This window comes from Streptomyces thermolilacinus SPC6 (assembly GCF_000478605.2).
In the GTDB taxonomy this organism is placed as follows: Bacteria; Actinomycetota; Actinomycetes; order Streptomycetales; family Streptomycetaceae; genus Streptomyces; species Streptomyces thermolilacinus.
The window spans coordinates 4,724,302-4,741,270 of sequence record NZ_ASHX02000001.1; the positions used below are offsets into that span (position 1 = coordinate 4,724,302).

15 protein-coding genes are annotated in these 16,969 nt (G+C 75.5%); 7 read left to right on the forward strand and 8 right to left on the reverse strand.

Annotation, left to right across the window (positions count from 1 at the left end; all coding sequences use genetic code 11):
• Window positions 1-111: 111 nt before the first annotated feature.
• The 3 genes from J116_RS20455 to J116_RS20465 form a co-directional block, all read right to left on the reverse strand.
• Window positions 112-966, reverse strand: coding sequence for a hypothetical protein (locus J116_RS20455; RefSeq protein WP_037946826.1), 855 nt, complete (start codon window positions 964-966; stop codon window positions 112-114).
• A gap of 93 nt (window positions 967-1,059) precedes the next feature.
• Complete coding sequence (locus tag J116_RS20460) at window positions 1,060-2,013, reverse strand: N-acetylmuramoyl-L-alanine amidase family protein (protein WP_023588936.1); 954 nt, start codon at window positions 2,011-2,013, stop codon at window positions 1,060-1,062.
• A gap of 54 nt (window positions 2,014-2,067) precedes the next feature.
• Entirely contained in the window at window positions 2,068-2,760 is a 693-nt protein-coding gene (locus J116_RS20465; protein ID WP_023588937.1) for a class I SAM-dependent methyltransferase, read from the reverse strand.
• A gap of 214 nt (window positions 2,761-2,974) precedes the next feature.
• Between J116_RS20465 and J116_RS20470 the strand changes: the two genes are divergently transcribed.
• Window positions 2,975-4,471, forward strand: coding sequence for an MFS transporter (locus tag J116_RS20470; RefSeq protein ID WP_023588938.1), 1,497 nt, complete (start codon window positions 2,975-2,977; stop codon window positions 4,469-4,471).
• Window positions 4,472-4,670: 199 nt separating this feature from the next.
• Entirely contained in the window at window positions 4,671-5,423 is a 753-nt protein-coding gene (locus J116_RS20475) for a GNAT family N-acetyltransferase (protein ID WP_023588939.1), read from the forward strand.
• A 450-nt stretch (window positions 5,424-5,873) separates the two neighbouring features.
• Here J116_RS20475 and J116_RS20480 read toward each other — a convergent pair whose 3' ends face one another.
• Window positions 5,874-7,220: a hypothetical protein gene (locus tag J116_RS20480; protein WP_023588940.1), complete on the reverse strand. Its 1,347-nt coding sequence runs from the start codon at window positions 7,218-7,220 to the stop codon at window positions 5,874-5,876.
• A gap of 222 nt (window positions 7,221-7,442) precedes the next feature.
• Between J116_RS20480 and J116_RS20485 the strand changes: the two genes are divergently transcribed.
• From J116_RS20485 to J116_RS20495, 4 genes are all read left to right on the forward strand, one after another.
• Window positions 7,443-8,486, forward strand: coding sequence for an ABC transporter substrate-binding protein (locus tag J116_RS20485; RefSeq protein WP_023588941.1), 1,044 nt, complete (start codon window positions 7,443-7,445; stop codon window positions 8,484-8,486).
• A 638-nt stretch (window positions 8,487-9,124) separates the two neighbouring features.
• Window positions 9,125-9,964, forward strand: coding sequence for a Nif3-like dinuclear metal center hexameric protein (locus J116_RS28755; RefSeq protein ID WP_079147925.1), 840 nt, complete (start codon window positions 9,125-9,127; stop codon window positions 9,962-9,964).
• Window positions 9,961-10,704, forward strand: a complete 744-nt coding sequence (locus tag J116_RS20490) for a zinc ribbon domain-containing protein (protein ID WP_201258860.1) — start codon at window positions 9,961-9,963, stop codon at window positions 10,702-10,704. Before J116_RS28755 ends, J116_RS20490 begins: the two co-directional genes overlap by 4 nt.
• The gene (locus tag J116_RS20495; RefSeq protein WP_023588944.1) at window positions 10,704-12,197 is read left to right on the forward strand and encodes a bifunctional RNase H/acid phosphatase; all 1,494 of its coding nucleotides are present in this window, start codon (window positions 10,704-10,706) and stop codon (window positions 12,195-12,197) included. Before J116_RS20490 ends, J116_RS20495 begins: the two co-directional genes overlap by 1 nt.
• Here J116_RS20495 and eda read toward each other — a convergent pair.
• Window positions 12,183-12,857, reverse strand: a complete 675-nt coding sequence (eda, locus tag J116_RS20500; protein ID WP_023588945.1) for a bifunctional 4-hydroxy-2-oxoglutarate aldolase/2-dehydro-3-deoxy-phosphogluconate aldolase — start codon at window positions 12,855-12,857, stop codon at window positions 12,183-12,185. The genes J116_RS20495 and eda overlap by 15 nt on opposite strands.
• A 76-nt stretch (window positions 12,858-12,933) precedes the next feature.
• Window positions 12,934-13,716 carry a peroxide stress protein YaaA gene (yaaA, locus tag J116_RS20505; protein ID WP_023588946.1) on the reverse strand — a complete coding sequence of 261 codons (783 nt, stop codon included), beginning with the start codon at window positions 13,714-13,716 and terminating at the stop codon, window positions 12,934-12,936.
• Window positions 13,717-13,895: 179 nt separating this feature from the next.
• Here yaaA and J116_RS20510 point away from each other — a divergent pair, with 179 nt between their 5' ends.
• Window positions 13,896-15,341 carry an RNB domain-containing ribonuclease gene (locus J116_RS20510; RefSeq protein WP_023588947.1) on the forward strand — a complete coding sequence of 482 codons (1,446 nt, stop codon included), beginning with the start codon at window positions 13,896-13,898 and terminating at the stop codon, window positions 15,339-15,341.
• Here the strand turns inward: J116_RS20510 and J116_RS20515 are convergent.
• A complete protein-coding gene (locus J116_RS20515; protein ID WP_023588948.1) occupies window positions 15,292-16,110 on the reverse strand; it encodes a hypothetical protein in 819 nt (272 codons plus the stop codon). The genes J116_RS20510 and J116_RS20515 overlap by 50 nt on opposite strands.
• Window positions 16,107-16,949 carry a MerR family transcriptional regulator gene (locus J116_RS20520; protein WP_023588949.1) on the reverse strand — a complete coding sequence of 281 codons (843 nt, stop codon included), beginning with the start codon at window positions 16,947-16,949 and terminating at the stop codon, window positions 16,107-16,109. The genes J116_RS20515 and J116_RS20520 overlap by 4 nt, the downstream gene beginning before the upstream one ends.
• Window positions 16,950-16,969 lie beyond the last annotated feature (20 nt).

Genomic DNA, 16,969 nt, shown 5'->3' on the forward strand with positions numbered 1-16,969 from the left:
CCGCTGCTGAGCGCGGGACCCCGGACCCGTACGTCACCGCCCACGAGAACGGGCCCGCCCACCAGCCTTCAGGCGTGGTGGCGGGCCCGTTCTCCCGTGGTGGGCGCGGGATCAGCCGCGCTGGATGCCCGTCGTGTCCTGGAGGACACCGCGGCGGCCGTCCTGCGTCTGCGCGACCAGGGCCGCGCCGCGCTGCTCCACGGCCAGGTACCAGGTGCCCGGCGCCAGCTCCGCGATCGGGGCCGGCGAGCCGTCCTCCGCGTACAGCGGTCGGGCGACCGGCACGGCGAACCAGAACGGCGAGAAGTCACCGGCCGGGGCGCTCTGCTGGGCCGTGGCCGCAGCCCCCTGCTGCTCCGGCTGCGGCTGCGGGTGCGCACCGTCCACCGGACCCGGCTGGCCCGGCTGCTGGCCACCGGCCGGGTAGCCGTAGCCGCCCGTACCGCCCGGCTGGCCGCCGAACTGCTGGCCGCCCGGGTAGCCGTAGCCCGCGCCGCCCGTCACGCCCGGCTGGGCGCCGTACGGCTGCGGGGTCTGCGGCTTCGGGGCGCCCATCAGCGGCGCCTTCAGGGCCGGGACCAGCGGGGACGCCACCGCGCCCGCGGCGAGCGCGATCGTGGCGAGCAGGCCGAGGATCATCCCGGCGCCCGCGGAGCTCATGTCGATGATCGTCCAGAAGGCCGTCCACAGCGCGAAGACGGTGAAGGCGAGACCGAACTGCCCCAGGTCCAGACCGGCCACCTTGCGCCCGGGCATGGCCCGCGAGACGACGACGAGCGCCGCGCCGATGATGCCGGCGATGTACACGCTCATCACCAGGCCCAGGCTGTCCCAGGCGTTGGGCAGGTCGCAGCTCGTCCCGGTCGGGCAGTCGACGCCGTACAGGCTGAGGAACGAGGCGATGAACAGCACCACCGCTGCTCCGATCACCACGCCATCGCCTCGAGTGAGGGAGCGGATGTTCACGTGAAAAGTCCTTCGTCGGTCGTGTCGTCGTCAGGGGTGGCGCGAAGCACGGGGGGCGCCCCATCGTACGGACGAATGTATCGTCCGTACGGTCTACCCGAGCAGGTAGGTGCTGACCCCGTTCGCGATCCCCTGAGCGGCCTTCTGCCGCCAAGCCGCGTCCGACAGCAGCGCGGCGTCCTTCGGGTCACGCATGTTGCCGCATTCGACGAACACCTTGGGCACGGTCGAGAGATTCAGCCCGCCGAGGTCCTCGCGTACGTCCAACCCCGTACCGCCGCCCAGGTAGTTGGCCGGGGCGGAACCGGTCGCCCGGGCGAACTCGGCCGCGATGCGCTCACCGAGCCTGCGGGACGGCTCCACGATCGGCGCCGTGTCGGCCGTACCCGCCTTGACCAGGCCCGGAAGGATCACATGGTGGCCCCGGTTGCCGACCGCCGAGCCGTCGGCGTGGACGGAGACCACGGCGTGGGCGCCCTTGCCGCCGCCCGCCCGGTTGCCGATGCGGGCGCGCTCGTCGATGCACGGCCCGAAGGGCCGGTCGGCGTCGTGCGTCAACTCCACGGTGGCGCCGAGGCGTTCGAGCGCGGTACGGAGGCGGTGCGCGACGTCGAGGGTGAAGGCGGCCTCCGTGTAGCCGTCCCGCGTGGAAGTGCCCGTCGTGTCGCACTCCTTGCGGTTGGTGCCGATATCGACCTGCTTGTTGATCTCCGAGGGGTGCTGAAAATTCCCCGGATTGTGACCTGGGTCGATCACGACGACCTTCCCGGCGAGCGGCGCGGCGGGCGCGGTGCCGGGCGCCGCGTCGGACGCGCCCGGGGCCGTACCGGGTGCCGGTGCCGTACCGGTCGGCGCGGGCGCCGACGTACCGGCCGACGCGGGCGCGCCCCCACCGCCGCGCCCGTCGGAGCCCGCCCCGCCGCCGCCCGGCCCGGCGCCCGCGACGGCCCACCCCCCGGCGAGCAGACCGGCCGCGGCGAGCGGTACGGCGGCCAGGAGGACGGCCTTCCGGAAACGGGCGCGCTTCTGCGTGTCATCGTCGTGCACGCGGGCGAGCCTAGGCGGTGCGGGGGCTTCCGGCCCGGACGCGGGGCGTTCCGCTCAGATCCCTGGGGCCGTTCGGCGCAGTACCCGCAGCGAGTCGGTGACGGACACCTCCGTGAACGCTCCCGACTCCAGCGCCCGCAGATAGATCCGGTACGGGGCCTGGCCGCCGTCCGCCGGGTCGGGGAACACGTCGTGGACGACCAGCAGCCCGCCCTCGGCGACGCACGGCGCCCAGCCCTCGTAGTCGTTGGTCGCGTGCTCGTCGGTGTGCCCGCCGTCGATGAACACCAGCCCGACCCGCCCGGCCCACACCCGCGCCACCTGCGGCGACCGCCCGACGACCGCGATGACGTGGTCCTCCAGGCCGGCCGCGTGCAGGGTGCGCCGGAACGTCGGCAGCGTGTCCATCAGGCCCACCTCCGGGTCCACGACGGCCGGGTCGTGGTACTCCCAGCCCGGCTGCTGCTCCTCGCTGCCCCGGTGGTGGTCGACCGTGACGGCGACGGTCCCGGCCGCCCGCGCCGCGTCGGCCAGCAGGATCGTGGAACGCCCGCAGTACGTGCCCACCTCCAGCAGCGGCAGCCCGAGCCGCCCCGCCTCGACGGCCGCCGCGTACAGCGCGAGCCCCTCCCGCACGGGCATGAACCCCTTGGCCGCCTCGAACGCGGCGAGCACCTCCGGCGACGGCTGCGGGCTCTGCTCCTGCGTCTGCTCCGGGGTCTGCTCCGGCGTGGGTGCGGCGCTCATGGTCGGGGTCCTCCAGGTCGTACGGGCCAGCGGAACGCCATCGTCCCCCACCCCCCGGCACCCGCTCGCGGCACCCCGCTCCCCAGGGCCGGAGGCCATCGCCGAGAGGGAATGCCATGGCCGGCGAGAACGGGGAACCCGGAAGACCTGGGTCCCGAGGCGCACGCCCCGTACCCCGATATCGGGATGTACGGGGCGCCGCCCAGCTGCGACCATGACGGTCATGGCCCAGCCCCGTACCGAGACCGCCGCCACCGCACCCGCCGCCGATCCCCAACTGCCAGCCCGTCCCTGGGCGGTGATCCTCGCCGCCTGCGCGGGCACGTTCCTCGTCGTGCTCGACGTGTCCGTCGTGAACGTCGCCCTGCCGTCGATGCGCGCCGACCTCGGCATGTCCGCGCTGGCGTTGCAGTGGGTGGTGAACGCGTACTCCATAGCCTTCTCCGGGTTCATGCTGCTCGGCGGGCGGGCCGCCGACCTGTTCGGCCGCAAGCGGATGTTCCTGCTGGGCCTGAGCGTGTTCACCGCCGCGTCCGTCGCGGGCGGCCTCGCCCAGGAGGGCTGGCAACTGCTCGCCGCGCGCGCCGTGCAGGGCCTGGGCGGTGCCGTGCTGTCCCCGGCGACGCTGACCATCGTCACCAGCGCCGTACCGGAGGGCCCCGCCCGGACGCGGGCCATCAGCACCTGGGCGGCGGTCGGCGCGGGCGGCGGCGCGGCGGGCGGTCTCGTCGGAGGGTTCCTCACGGAGCTGCTCGACTGGCGCTGGGTGCTGCTGATCAACGTCCCGGTCGGCGCGCTCGTCCTGATCGCGGGCGCCGTGTGGGTGCGGGAGGCCCGTACCGGCGCCGGGCGCCGCCTGGACCTGCCCGGCGCGGTCCTCGTCACCACGGGCCTCGCGGCGTTCGCGTACGGCGTGGTGCAGACCGAGCAGTCCGGCTGGGCCGCCCCGGAGACGCTGGTGCCGCTGCTCGGCGGGCTGGTGCTGCTGGCCGCGTTCGTGGCCGTCGAGTCCCGCACCCGCGAACCGCTCATGCCGCTGAAGGTGTTCCGGGCGCGGGCCGTGTCGGCGGCGAACGTCACCCTGTTCGTCATCGGCTCGGCGACGTTCGCCTCCTGGTTCTTCATGACCCTGTACGTGCAGAACGTCCTCGGGTACGGCCCGCTGGCCGCCGGGCTGGCCCTGATGCCCAGCTCCGCCGGGGTCGTCGTCGGCTCCAAGCTGGCGCCCCGCCTGATGCCGCTGCTCGGCGCGCGGAGGCTCGCGGTGGGCGGCGCGCTCATCGCCGCGACCGGCTTCGCCTGGCAGTCGCTGATGGACGTGGACGGCACGTACGCGGCGGACGTGCTGGGCCCCGGCATCCTGATGATGACCGGTGTCGGGCTGATCCTCACCCCGCTCGCCGCGATGGCCACGTCCGGTGCCGCGCCCGGTGACGCGGGCCTCGTCTCCGGTCTCGTCAACACCTCCCGCACCATGGGCGGCGCCGTCGGCCTGGCCGTCCTGTCCACCGTCGCCGCGTCCGGCGCGGCCGGGTCCGTCACCCCCGAGGCCCTCACCGCCGGGTACGCCCTCGCCTTCCGCACCGGCGCGGGCGTCCTCGTCGGGGCGGCCGCGCTGATGCTGCTGTGGCTGCCCCGCCCGGCCGCCGCCGCCACCAGCTCCCTGGGCGCCGCCGGCCGCGCCGACCGGACCCGCGCGAAAAGCGGTTGATCACCGCCCGCCGCCGTGCCACCGTGAGCGGGTCCGGCACCCCACATCCGTCACCTCAGGGACTGAAGCCCATGATCCCGGCGCCCGCCAGCGGCCGCCGTCGGCGCTGACCGCGCCCTCCTCACGGCGGCCCCACGTCGCCGTGGCGCGCACCCGCGCGCCCCGGTCCAACGACACTTCTCCGTGAGGACATCTCACCGTGGACACCAACGTCCAGAGCTTCGCCGTCGCCAACCTCCGCCGCCGTCCCGTGGTGGTCGAGACGGGGGGCTTCGTCGTCGGCATCGACCCGGGCACGACCAGCCCGTACCTCAACTACGCCACGCCCCTGCCCGGTGCGCGCCCCGCCGCGCGGGACGTCGCCGCGCTCGTCGCGGCGTTCCGGGAGCGCGGGCTCACGCCCCGGCTGGAGTTCGCGCCGGACACCGCGCCCGCCGTGGAACCCGCCCTGCGCGAGGCCGGGTTCACGACGGAGGCGGTACACGAGTACCTGGTGTGCGCGCCGGACACGTTCACCCCGCCGCCCGGCCCCGCGTCACGGGCGGAGACCCCGGCCACCGACGCCGAGTACACGGCGGTGGACGCCGCCCTGTCGGAGGCGTTCGACGGGGTGTTCCCCCCGTCGGCGGAGGGCGCGGCCCGGCTGCGCCGCGTCCAGGAGGGCGGTGGCGCGGTGCGGTTCGTACGGGCCGAGGACGGCGGCTGCGCCGGTGCGGCCACGTGCTCGGCGCCCGCGGAGGGCACCGCCGAGGCGGCCGGTGTGGGAACCCGGCCCGGCTACCGGGGGCGGGGCATCGCCGGCACGGTCACCGCGGCCGTCACCGGCGCGCTGTTCGCCCAGGGCGCCCGGACGGTGTGGCTGGAGTACTCCGGAGAGGGCTCAAGGCGCGTGTACGAACGCGTCGGCTTCCGCCCGGAGGGCACCCGGCTGTACCTGATCCTGGCGGAGTGAGCGGGGGTTGAGGGGCGCTGAGGGCGTTGAGGGCTGTTGAGCGACGTCGTGGAGACGGCCCCTGACCTGACCTGACCTGACCTGACCGGACCTGACCGGACCTGACCGACCGACCGGACCGACCGGACCGACCGGACCGGCCGACCGGCCGCGGAGCCACACCGCCGCCGGGAACGCCGAGGGCCGCCCCGGATCTCCGGGACGGCCCTCCTCTCGACTCTGCGCTCTGGCGGCGGACGTTACGCCGCGCCACCGCCCTGACCGGAAACCCTGCGGTGCCGGCCGTGCGGCTGCGCCGACGTGTCCTCCGACGGCGCGGGGCCCCCGCGGTGCTTTCCGGAGCCGCCGGCGTCCCCGTGCGCCCGCGTCGCCTGGGTCGTGTCGGTGCTGGCTTCAGACATGTGGTGAAGTCACCCCGTAATGATCGCTGTTGACGTGCGGCCCGTGAGTCTAGCCGGGCATCGCGCGCCCGGTGAGCGGTGCCTGCTGCAACGGCACGGGCCGGCACGCCCCGGTGGCGCCGAGGCCGCCACCCGGCCCCCGACCTGCGAGTTCCCCCGACTCCGGGACCGCCGCGCCACTCCGCACGAGCCCTGCCCCAGACCCCCGTACGGACCCCGCCCCGGCGTCCCCCACGGGCCCGGCGCCACCCCCTGCGGGCCCGGCCCCCGGCTCCCGTACGGGCTCGGTCTCCTCCCGTACGAGCGCGTCCGCCGCACCCTCGATCCGGGCCAGCCCGCACGGCACCGAGGCGTTCGTGTACGGCAGGGACAGCACGCCCTCCCGCGACCACAGCCCCGCACCGGCGAACCATCCGACCGGCGCCGGGAGTTGAAGCAGCCGCCGCGCCGCGGGGCGCCACACCCCGACCCAGCTCGCGGCCGCCCCGTCCACGCGCAGCGCCACCGCGCACGCCTCCGGGGTCAGCACCTGGCCCGGCTGCACCGCGAACGGCGTCAGCACCGCGCCCGCCGACCGCAGGCACTCCGGGAACCGCACCGGCCGCGTGCTGCCCAGCACCCCCCAGCCCAGCCGCTCCCGCCCCGGTGACGGCGCGTCGGAGCGGATCAGCAGCAGCCCGCTGTCCGGGTCGGCGAGGAGCAGCCGGTCGCGGCTCTCCCCGGTGATCTGGAGCAGCGGCGTGACCTCCCCGCCGCGCCACAGGTCCACGGCGACGGTCTTCACCGGGCCGCCGCCCACCTCCCGGTCCAGCGCGAGCAGCCGCCCCTCCCGGTCCAGCCACACCCCGCCCGAGCAGTGACCCTCCACCTCGGCGACGTGCTCGGGCCCGGACGCGCCGCCCGCCACCCGCCAGACGCCCGTCGAACGCCCGCCCGCCACCAGCACGTACGCGCCCATCCCGTCAGGCGCGGGCGGCAACAGCCGCACCGAATCCGCCTCGACCGCGCCGAGGGGCAGCTCGCCCGTCTCCGGGCCCGTCGGGTACAGCAGCGAGAACGCGCACCTACCGGCGACACGCCGCGCGATCAGCACCCGGCCGTCCGCGAGCGGCAGCAACTGGGCGTGCGGGTCCTCGGGCTGCCCGAGCGGCAGCGGAACGGCGTAGGGCTCAGGGCCGTCGAGCGTCCAGCGCTCCGGGTACAGCGCCTCGCCCTCCCCGGCGAGCCGGGCCGCGTAGGAGCCGTCCGCCGCGATGGCGAACCCGGCCCCGCGGCCGACGGCGTCCGCCCCGGAACCGCTCGCGGCGGGCCCGCCGCCGACCGCGTCCGTACCAGCCTTGATCCCGGCCGTCCCGGCGCCGTCCCGAGCGGTGGTCTCGATGGCACAGGCTGTCATGGCTCGTCACCTCCGGCCCCCGACGCTAGTTTTCGCCATTCCGCCCGAACGGCACGAGCCACCGCGCTTCACACATAAGGGTGGCCGTCGCGGGGTTCGCCTGAGGGGGAAGGGGGCGGTGTGCTGGCCTGAAAGGGTGGTGAGTAAGGTAAGGCCCTAAGCGGAATTCGGTGGTCCGGGTTTCCTGGGGCCGTCCCCGTTCTCCGTCCGTCAGGAGTCACCATGTCCGTACGGTCCGTACGACGCCGACGCGGCACCGCCGCCGTCATCGCCCTCGCCACCGCGCTGTCCCTCGCGGCCTGCGGCACCCAGGACAAGGACGCCCCCGCCGAGGCCGAGCCCGGCGCCGACAAGAAGTCCGTCGCCCAGGGCGGCCAGGACTTCGGCGACGCCCGCGCCAAGACCGCGGCGCTCGGCACCGACGCCAAGCCGGGCCAGTTCCCGCGCACCCTCACCCACGCCATGGGCAAGACCGAGATCAAGGCCGCGCCGAAGCGGGTCGTCGTCCTCGACGTCGGCGAGCTGGACAACGTCGTCTCCCTCGGCATCAAGCCCGTCGGCTACGCCCCCGCAGAGGGCGCCCCGAACCTGCCGGGCTACCTCGCCGAGGACGGCGGCAGCCCCAAGAGCGTCGGCACCATCAACAGCCTCAACCTGGAGGCCATCGCGGGTCTGAAGCCGGACCTCATCCTCGGCAGCCAGCTGCGCGCCGCCGACAAGTACAAGGAGCTGTCGAAGATCGCCCCGACGGTCTTCTCGCTGCGCCCGGGCTTCACGTGGAAGGAGAACTACCTCCTCAACGCCGCCGCGCTCGACAAGACCGCCGAGGCGAAGGCGAAGCTCGCCGCGTACGAGGCGAAGGCGAAGAAGCTCGGCACGGACCTGGGCGCCGACAAGCCGACCATCTCCATGGTCCGCTACCTCCCGGACCGCATCCGGCTGTACGCCCGCGCGTCCTTCATCGGCACGATCCTCGACGACGCGGGCCTGCCGCGGCCGAAGAACCAGCAGATCAACGACCTGGCCACCGAGGTGAGCCCGGAGAACATCGACGCGGCCGACGCGGACTGGATCTTCACGGGCGTGTACGGCGACGTGAAGAAGACCAAGCGGGACACGGCCGAGGCGAACCCGCTGTGGAAGAACCTCAAGGCCGTCAAGTCCGGCCAGGCGGTGGACGTTCCGGACGAGACCTGGTACCTGGGGCTCGGGGTCACGGCGGCGGACAAGGTTCTCGACGACCTCCGTACCCACCTCGTCAAGTAATCCAGAGCTCCACCCCGTGGGCCTGTGGGCCCCTGGGCCGTTGCCCCCTGGCCCCCTGGCCTGGGTGGGCCCCGGGGTGTGGGCCCCTGGCCTGGGTGGCCCCCGGGCGGTGGTGCTCCTGGTCCTTGGGTTTCCGACGCGTGGGCCACGTCGCCCTGGGGGCCGCTGCCGCTCCGCTGTGCCCACCCGTTCCGCAGGGCGGAACGGGTGGGCACAGCGGACTTGCCGGGTGCCGGTTCCAGCGCCTCACGCCCAGGTGCGCACACTCCCGGGCGGGGCACCCGTTGCGCCCACCCTCCCCAAGGTCTCGGCATCGCTCGACCAGGGGGTACCCCCATCGGCCCCTTGCGGGACGTTTACCCACAACGGAGTTTGGCCCCAGGCGGCGGGTCACCCGTGACGCGTCGAGGCCGGGACGCGGGCCGAAGGCCCGGTGCGGTCGGCCGCCGGCGGGGCCCGAGGCAGGGAGCTCGGGGCTCCCCGGCACGGACGTGGGGGCTCCAGGAGCGCCCGGCGCAGGGGCTCAGGGGCGCCAGGTGCTCGCGCTCCGGAGGCGGGGGTGCCGGGGCCGAGGGCCCCGGCAGGCGGCGGCCACCGGGGCGGGAGGGCCCGGCGGGGTTGCGGGTAGCCTTGTGCCCGTGCCACGCCTTACCGAAGTCCTCGCCGAGCTCGACGCCCTCTGGCCCCCCGAGCGGGCCGAGCAGTGGGACGCCGTCGGCACGGTCTGCGGCGACCCCGACGCCGAGATCGACCGCGTGCTCTTCGCCGTCGACCCCGTCCAGGAGATCGCCGAGGAGGCCATCCGCCTCGGCGCCCAGCTCGTCGTCACCCACCACCCGCTCTACCTGCGCGGTACGACGACGGTCGCGGCCTCCCACTTCAAGGGCCGCGTCGTGCACACCCTCATCAAGCACGACATCGCCCTGCACGTCGCCCACACCAACGCCGACACCGCCGACCCCGGCGTGTCCGACGCCCTCGCCGGCGCCCTCGGCCTGCGCGTGCTCGGCCCCCTCGTACCGGAGAACGGCCTCGGCCGGATCTGCGAGATCGACCCCCCGGAGACCCTCCGCGACTTCGCCGCCCGTGCCGCCGAGCGGCTGCCCGCCACCGCGCAGGGCATCCGCGTCGCGGGCGACCTCGACGCGACGGTCCGCAGGGTCGCCGTCAGCGGCGGCTCCGGCGACAGCCTGTTCGACGCCGTACGCGCGGCGGACGTCGACGCGTTCCTCACCGCCGACCTGCGCCACCACCCGGCCTCCGAGGCCACCCAGCACTCTCCGCTCGGCCTCGTCGACGCGGCCCACTGGGCCACCGAATGGCCCTGGTGCGAACTGGCCGCCGCCCAGCTCGACGAGATCTCCGACCGCCACGGCTGGAACCTGCGGGTGCACGTCTCGAAGACGGTCACCGACCCGTGGGCCGCCCACCACACGTCCTCTTCCGCTCACCACACCTCTCCTGGAGCCCCCAACTGAACGCCGCGCCCGCCGACCAGATCCGCCTCCTCGACGTCCAGGCCCTCGACATCCGTCTGTCGCAGCTCGCCCACAAGCGCCGGAGCCTGCCCGAGCACGCCGAGATCGAGTCCCTGACCAAGGACCTCACCCAGCTGCGGGACCTGCTCGTCGCCGCGCAGACGGAGGAGAGCGACTGCGCCCGCGAGCAGAAGAAGGCGGAGCAGGACGTGGACCAGGTCCGCCAGCGCGCCGTCCGCGACCAGCAGCGCCTCGACTCGGGCGCCATCACCTCCCCGAAGGACCTGGAGAACCTCCAGCGGGAGATCGTCTCCCTGTCGAAGCGCCAGGGCGACCTGGAGGACGTGGTCCTGGAGGTCATGGAGCGCCGCGAGTCCGCGCAGGAGCGGGTGAACGAGCTGACCGAGCGCGTCTCGTCCGTGCAGACCAAGGTGGACGACGCGACCGCCCGCCGTGACCGCGCGCAGGACGAGCTGGACGCCGAGGCGGCCGCCGTCGCCAAGGAGCGCGAGCTGGTGGCCGGTTCCGTACCGGCGGACCTGATGAAGCTGTACGAGAAGATCCGCGGCCAGCAGGGCGGCGTCGGCGCGGCCCGCCTGTACCAGCGACGCTGCGAGGGCTGCCACATCGAGCTGAACATCACCGAGGTGAACGACGTCCGGTCCGCCCCGGCCGACTCGGTCCTCCGGTGCGAGAACTGCCGCCGCATCCTGGTCCGTACGTCGGAGTCCGGCCTGTAATGAGCGGTGCTGCGCGGCTGCGCGAGCTGATCGTGGAGGCCGACGGCGGCTCCCGGGGCAACCCGGGCCCCGCCGGGTACGGCGCGGTGGTGCTGGACCCGGTGACGGGCGAGGCGCTGGCGGAGGCGGCCGAGTACATCGGCGTGGCCACCAACAACGTCGCCGAGTACAAGGGCCTCCTCGCCGGGCTGCGCGCCGCCCGCGAACTGGCGCCGGACGCGTCGGTGCGGGTCCGCATGGACTCCAAGCTGGTCGTCGAGCAGATGTCCGGGCGCTGGAAGATCAAGCACCCGGACATGAAGCCGCTCGCGGCGGAGGCCGCCCGGATCTACCCGCCGGGACAGGTCTCGTACGAGTGGATCCCGCGCGAGCGCAACAAGCACGCGGACCGGCTCGCCAACGAGGCGATGGACGCGGGCCGCGAGGGCCGCCAGTGGCAGCCGTCCACGTCCCGCGCCGCCCTGGACGCGAGCGCGGCCCGCGTGGCCGCCGACGCCGCGGGCACCCCGCGCGTGGTCGGCGACGCGGCGGCGGGCGCGGCGAGGGCCCGCGCGGCCCTGGCGGGCGCCACCGGACCCCTGGCCCCCGCCCCGGACGGCACGGGCGACGCCCCGCACCCCGAGGTGGGCGGTACGCCCCTGGCCGCCGCCGTGTCCGCCGCCGCGGACCGCACCCGGGAGGCACCGCAGCCCACCGACGTCCCGCAGGCCCCCGACGTCCCGCAGGCCCCCGACGTCCCGCAGGTCACCGATGCCCCGCAGGTCACCAGCGCCCAGTCCGCCGCCACGGCTCCCGCGCCCGCCGTCTCCGACGCCGGGGCCGTGGCGACGCCCGCCACGCCCTCCGTCGGATGGGCCGCGCCCGCCGACCTCGGCGCGCCCGCCACGTTCGTGCTGCTCCGGCACGGGGAGACCGCGCTCACGCCCGAGAAGCGGTTCTCCGGCAGCGGCGGCCGCGACCCCGAGCTGTCGGCCGCCGGACGGCGCCAGGCCGAGGCCGTCGCCGCCGCCCTCGCCGCGCGCGGCACCGTGCAGGAGATCGTCTCCTCGCCGCTGCTGCGCTGCCGCCAGACCGCGCTCACCGTCGCCGGACGTCTCGGCCTCGACGTACGGATCGAGGACGGGCTGCGCGAGACGGACTTCGGGGCGTGGGAGGGCCTGACGTTCGCCGAGGCGCGGGAGCGGTACCCGGACGAGCTGAACGCCTGGCTCGCCTCCCCGAAGGCCGCGCCACCGGGAGGCGAGTCGTTCGCGGCCGTGTCCCGCCGGGTGGCCGCCGCCCGCGACCGGCTGACGGAGCGCTACGCGGGCCGCACGGTCCTGCTGGTCACCCATGTGACGCCCATCAAGACGCTGGTCCGCCTCGCGCTGGGCGCCCCGCCGGAGGCACTGTTCCGCATGGAGCTGTCCGCCGCGTCGATCTCGGCCGTGGCCTACTACCGGGACGGCAACGCCTCGGTACGACTCCTCAACGACACGTCACACCTGCGCTGACCCCGCGCCACCACGGCGTACGCCCGCGCACAGCCCCGCCGCCGCCCGCGCCAGCGACTCGACACGGGTCCAGTCCCGGGCGGCGAGCGCGGCGGGCGGCGCCACCCACGTACCGCCGACACAGCCGACGTTGGGCAGCGACAGGTACTCCCGCGCCGACCCGGCCGTGACCCCGCCCGTCGGGCAGAACCGGGCCTCCGGCAGCGGCCCCGCCAGCGCCGACAGGTACGCGGCGCCGCCCGCCGCCTGGGCCGGGAAGAACTTCATCTCCCGCACCCCGCGCTCCAGCAGCGCCAGCGCCTCCGACGCCGTCGAGACCCCCGGCAGGCACGGCACCCCCGACGCCTCCATCGCGTCCAGCAGCCCGCCCGTACAGCCGGGGCTCACCAGGAACCGCGCGCCCGCCCCCACCGCGTCCGCCACGCCCCGCGCCGACCGGACCGTCCCCGCGCCGACCAGGCACTCCGGCACCTCGGCCGCGACCGCCCGGATCGCGTCGAGCGCGGCCGGGGTCCGCAGCGTCACCTCCATGACGGGCAGCCCGCCCGCCACCAGCGCACGCGCCAGCGGTACGGCGCCGGCGGCGTCCTCCACGACCACGACGGGCAGCACGGGCACGGCCGACGCGGACAGCGCGGCGAGCAGCGGTTCCGGCGTCATGCCCGGCATCCTGCCGCGACCCGGCACGCTCCGCAACGCCCGTTGCGCGCTCCGCAACGACAGGCGCGGTGGCGCCTCAGTGGACCTCGTCCACCAGGACGTCCAGCGACCACGCCTTGCCGGGCCGCTCGGGAGCCTCGCACTCCACCGTGTACCCGAGGTCCCGCAGCGCCTCCACCAGCTCGCCGGGCGTGCCCGGCGCGGCGCCCGCCTCCAGCAGCGCCCGTACGATCCGGCCCTTGGTGGCCTTGTTGAAGTGGCTGACCACCTTGCGGGTCGGCGCGTGCAGCACCCGTACCGTCGCCGTGCGCCCGGCCACCTCACCCTTCGGCTTCCACGCCGCCGCGTACGCCGCCGACCGCAGGTCCAGCACCAGCCCGTCCCCGGCGGCCTCGGGCATCACTCCGGCCATGGGCCCGCGCCAGTACGCGCCGAGCGCCCCGAGCCCCGGCAGCCTCACGCCCATCGAGCAGCGGTACGACGGGATGCGGTCGTCGACGCGGACGGCGCCCCACAGCCCGGAGAAGACCAGCAGGGAACCGCGCGCCCGCTCGCGCGCCGCCGCGTCGAGCGTGGCCAGGCCCAGCGCGTCGTACAGGACGCCCGTGTACACCTCACCGGCCGGACGCGCCCCGGCGGTCAGCAGGGCGGCGTTCTTCGCGACCTCGCCCCGCAGCCCCTCGCTGAGCCCGAGCACCTCCCGGGCCTTCTCCTCGTCGGCGGCGCACAGCCCGACCAGCTCCGCGAGCACGACGGCCCGCGCCCCGGCCAGCCCGGGCAGCGACAGGGCCTCCGGCTCCAGCGGCGCCCCGCGCCCCGAGGCGGCCTTGCCCTCCGAGGGCGGCAACAGGACGAGCACGGTGGTTCTCCTCACGTACGGACGGCGGCGGGGGTGCGGCCCCGACCAGCAACCCTACAAACCCCACCGCCCCGACCGGCCCCCGCGCACCCCCTCTCCGGCGCCCACCCCCACCCCCACCCACACCTCACCCCCCCGCCCGACATGCCGCCCCGCCCCCCGCGTCCTACGCTCGGCGTATGCCCCGCCGCCAACTGCACGTGTCCGGCGCCGCCGAGGCCCCCCTGCGGACCGCCCTGCGCGCGCTGCGGAACGAACCCGACATCCCCAAGGCCTTCCCGCCCGACGTGCTCGCCGAGGCGGAGGCCGCCGCGAAGTCGCCGCGCCTGCCGGGGCGGGACGACACCGACCTGCCGCTGTTCACCATCGACCCGCCCGGCTCCGTGGACCTGGACCAGGCGATGCACCTGGCGCGCCGCGCGGACGGCGGGTACCGGGTGCACTACGCCATCGCCGACGTGGCCGCGTTCGTCACGCCGTCCGGCGCCGTGGACGCGGAGGCGCACCGCCGCGTGCTGACCCTGTACTTCCCCGACGGCCGTGTCCCGCTGCACCCGCCCGTCCTGTCGGAGGGCGCCGCGAGCCTGCTGCCCGGCGACGCGGTGCCCGCGCTGCTGTGGCGCATCGACCTGGACGCGTACGGGCGGCGCGTCGCCACCGAGGTGCACCGTGCGATGGTACGCAGCCGCGCCCGCCTCGACTACGCGACGGCGCAGCAGCGGATCGACGCGGGTACCGCCGAGGAGCCGCTCGCCCTGCTGCGCGACATCGGCCGCCTCCGCGAGGAGCTGGAGGAGGAACGGGGCGGGATCTCCCTGAACGTGCCCGAGCAGGAGATCGTCGAGGTGGACGGCTCGTACGAACCGGTCTACCGCGCCCCGCGCCCCGCCGACGGGTGGAACGCGCAGATCTCCCTGCTCACCGGCATGGCGGCCGCCGACCTGATGACGGCGGCCGGGACCGGCGTCCTGCGCACCCTGCCCACCGCCCCGGACGGCGCGGTGGCGCGGCTGCGGCGCTCCGCGAAGGCCCTCGGCATCGACTGGCCGCACCACGTGTCGTACGCGGCGCTGGTCCGCACCCTGGACCCGAACCTGCCACGGCACGCCGCGTTCCTCCAGGACTGCACGACGCTGCTGCGGGGCGCCGGGTACACGGTGTTCACGGACGGCAACCTCCCGGTGCCCGCGCTGCACGCGGCCGTCGCCGACGAGTACACGCACTGCACCGCGCCGCTGCGGCGCCTGGTGGACCGGTACGCGGGGGAGCTGTGCGTCGCCGCCGTCGAGGGGCGGGAGCCGCCCGAATGGGTGCGGACGGCGCTGGCCGCGCTGCCGCGCGAGATGGCGGAGGGCGGCCGCCGGGCGAACCGGGTCGAGCGGGAGTGCGTGGACATCGTCGAGTCGGCGCTGCTGATGGACCGGGTGGGCGAGGTGTTCACGGGGACGGTCGTGGACGTGCGGGACGACGACCCGGCGACCGGCACCGTGCACCTGGAGGCGCCGGCCGTGGTGGCCCGCCTGGAGGGGGCGGCCGGGGCGCCGCTGCCGCTGGGGGAGCGGCTGGACGTACGGCTCACACAGGCGTACCCGGGGCGGGAGAAGGCGCTGTTCGTACCCGCCTGAGCGCGGCCAGCAGCGCGCGCGGGTCGTCGGCGTGGAACCGTACGACGCGCACCTCGCGCCGCTTGCCGAGCAGCCCCACCGCCTCGACCGGCCGGGCCAGCTCCAGCGTGACGGACGTCTGCCCGCCGACCTTCAGGTCCAGTTCGCCGTCGGCCTTCTCGTGCGTGAACAGCGGCGCGTGCCGTACGGAGGCGATGGCGTCGAGCGGTACGGCGAGGTCTACGTGGCAGCCCTGCCGCAGCCGCAGCACCCGCCCGTCCTGGAGGAGGTGCGGCCGGGTGACGGAGGCGGCGTGCAGGCCGAGCACGAACAACACGGTGTACACGTCGAGCACCAGCATCACCTCGTGCGCCACCGGCACATCGCGCAGCAGCCAGTACACGCCGACCGTCTCGACGGCGCACACGAACGCGAAGCCGTACATCAGCGCCGCCTGGTCGCGGGCGTGCCCGAACGCCTCGACGCCGTCGCGCACCCCGTGCCGCCGTCGCCGCGCCCACCGCACGAGGCTCGCCAGCAGGCCCAGCTCGTGCCGGACGAGCCGTACGGCGGGCTCCGGCACGACCTCGTACAGGGCGTCGCGCGGAAGGAGCCCGGCGCGGCGGGCGCGCCGGTAGACGACGGCGCCCAGCAGGACGGCGGTGACGGCGGCCAGCTCGACGGCGTACAGCAGGGGCGCGGGGACGGCGGTCCCGGAGGCCAGGAACAGCACGAGGAGGACCTCGGCGGGCAGGGCGGCGTAGCCCACCGCCTTCAGCGCCCGCTTCACCGCTCCTCCTCCGCCGGGTCGGCGCCCTCGTCGAGCGGGTCACCCTCGGTCTTCCGGTCGGCGGCGAGGCGCAGGGCGCGCCGTACCACCTCGGCCTGGGCGGGCGAGAACTCCGCGAGGAACGCGCCCTCGAACCCGCCGCCCCCCGGCCACGCCTCCAGGTCCGCCTCCGCGACCCGCTCCGCCACCTCGTCCGGCAACAGCTCCACCAGCAGCGACGCGGCGGGCCCCACCCGTGGGTCGTCGGCTCCGGCGCCGGCCAGCTCGTCGAGGCGCGCGTACAGGTCGTAGGCCCGCTCCATCGCCTCGGGGGAGGCGATGGCGTCCCGCATGGCGGCGAGCATCCGCGCCCCGTCCTCGTTGGTGAACGACGACTCCATCAGGGCGAGCAGCTCCCGGTCGAGCGCGGCCATCCGCGGCTCGGGGCGCCCGAGCCCGGCACTGACGCGGGCCATGTCGGCGAACAGCGCGGCGAGCTCGGGCGAGACGGGCCCCTCGGCGGGCAGCAGCCCGTCGCGGGCCTGGCCCAGCAGCACGGCGAGCCGCTCCCGGCGGGCCCGCACCTCGGCCTCCTGCCGGGCCAGGTCGGCGTCCAGCTCCTCCAGCACCTCGACGAGCTCGCGCCCGGCGTCGTCGGCGAGCACGTCCCGCACCTCGTCCAGGGACAGCCCCAGCTCGGTCAGCCGCCGCACCCGCACCAGCAGGACGGCGTCCCGGAGGGCGTAGGCGCGGTAGCCGTTGGCGAGCCGGGGCGGTTCGGGCAGCAGCCCGATGCGGTGATAGTGCCGTACGGCCCGCGTGGTCACGCCCGCGAGCCGGGCGAGCTCTCCGATCCTCATACCGCCCAGTAGAAACGTTG

Bases quoted from the DNA above. Each gene is read 5' to 3' on its own strand.
- J116_RS20510 (WP_023588947.1), top strand. From the start codon at position 13,896: ATGCCCCGCCGCCAACTGCACGTGTCCGGCGCCGCCGAGGCCCCCCTG.
- J116_RS20485 (WP_023588941.1), top strand. From the start codon at position 7,443: ATGTCCGTACGGTCCGTACGACGCCGACGCGGCACCGCCGCCGTCATC.
- J116_RS20470 (WP_023588938.1), top strand. From the start codon at position 2,975: ATGACGGTCATGGCCCAGCCCCGTACCGAGACCGCCGCCACCGCACCC.
- J116_RS20465 (WP_023588937.1), bottom strand. From the start codon at position 2,760: ATGAGCGCCGCACCCACGCCGGAGCAGACCCCGGAGCAGACGCAGGAG.
- J116_RS20480 (WP_023588940.1), bottom strand. From the start codon at position 7,220: ATGACAGCCTGTGCCATCGAGACCACCGCTCGGGACGGCGCCGGGACG.
- J116_RS20495 (WP_023588944.1), top strand. From the start codon at position 10,704: ATGAGCGGTGCTGCGCGGCTGCGCGAGCTGATCGTGGAGGCCGACGGC.
- J116_RS20520 (WP_023588949.1), bottom strand. From the start codon at position 16,949: ATGAGGATCGGAGAGCTCGCCCGGCTCGCGGGCGTGACCACGCGGGCC.
- eda (WP_023588945.1), bottom strand. From the start codon at position 12,857: ATGACGCCGGAACCGCTGCTCGCCGCGCTGTCCGCGTCGGCCGTGCCC.